Origin of the sequence: Clostridium sp. OM05-6BH, assembly GCF_003481635.1 — a bacterium.
Taxonomy (GTDB): domain Bacteria; phylum Bacillota; class Clostridia; order Lachnospirales; family Lachnospiraceae; genus Butyribacter.
The window spans coordinates 1-1,434 of sequence record NZ_QULH01000008.1; the positions used below are offsets into that span (position 1 = coordinate 1).

The window sequence follows — 1,434 nt, forward strand, 5'->3', positions numbered from 1 at the left end:
TTGAAAACTGCATATAGAAGAATAAATCATAGAGATATGATTTGTCAGACATCCAAGCCAAATAATTCTGAAGAATTAATTGACAAGCAAAGAAAAAAAGATGTAACGCTATACATCGAACGAGAACGAAGTTCTTAATCAGGTCAAGCTGATAAGGGCGCAGGGTGGATGCCTTGGCACTAAGAGCCGAAGAAAGACGTGACAAGCTGCGATAAGCTGCGGGGAGAAGCAAATATTCCGTGATCCGCAGATTTCTGAATGGGGAAACCCGGCTGAGCAAACCTCAGTCATCCATACGCCAATACATAACGTATGGAAGGGAACCCGGGGAACTGAAACATCTAAGTACCCGGAGGAAGAGAAAGAAACATCGATTTTCTGAGTAGCGGCGAGCGAAAGGGAAAGAGCCTAAACCGGATCGCGTGCGATCCGGGGTAATGGACTGCAAAAGTGAGCTGAAAGATAGAAGAAGGGTTTTGGGAAAGCCCGCCATAGAGAGTGAAAGCCTCGTAATCGAAATCGGAAGGCAGCGGCAGTATCCGGAGTACCACGAGACACGTGGAACCTTGTGGGAAGTCGGGGGGACCACCCCCCAAGGCTAAATACTACTTAGTGACCGATAGCGCATAGTACTGTGAAGGAAAGGTGAAAAGAACCCCGGGAGGGGAGTGAAAGAGAACCTGAAACCCTGTGTCTACAAGCTGTGGAAGTGCTATATATGCACAACCGCGTACTTTTTGTAGAACGGTCCGGCGAGTTATGCGGTGTGGCAAGGTTAAGCAGAGAAACTGTGAAGCCGAAGGGAAACCGAGTCTTAACAGGGCGTCAAGTCACATAGCATAGACCCGAAACCGGGTGATCTACCCATGTCCAGGTTGAAGCTGCTGTAAAAGGTGGTGGAGGACCGAACACACATCCGTTGAAAAGGGTGGTGATGAGGTGTGGGTAGGGGAGAAATTCCAATCGAACCCGGAGATAGCTGGTTCTCCTCGAAATAGTTTTAGGACTAGCCTGTTATTAGTCTGCTGGAGGTAGAGCACTGAATTCCTGCGGGGGCGTCAAAGCTTACTAAAGGATATCAAACTCCGAATGCCAGCCAGATGATGTAACGGAGTCAGACTGCACGAGATAAGTTGGGTAGTCAAAAGGGAAAGAGCCCAGACCACCGGCTAAGGTCCCAAAGTGTGTGTTAAGTGGAAAAGGATGTGGGGATTCGAAGACAACTAGGATGTTGGCTCAGAAGCAGCCATTCATTCAAAGAGTGCGTAACAGCTCACTAGTCGAGAGTCCCTGCGCCGAAAATGTCCGGGGCTGAAACACAACACCGAAGCCGTGGAATCGAGAGATTGGTAGAGGAGCATTTTTATCACGACGAAGCTGTACCGTAAGGAGCAGTGGAGAGATAAGAAGAGAGAATGCCGGAATGAGTAGCGA

At 48.7% G+C, this 1,434-nt stretch carries 1 rRNA gene (only partly in view); it reads left to right on the forward strand.

Going from position 1 to position 1,434, the window contains the following annotated elements:
* Positions 1–141 precede the first annotated feature (141 nt).
* Positions 142–1,434, forward strand: a 23S ribosomal RNA gene (locus tag DXB73_RS14680); it runs 1,770 nt beyond the window's last position.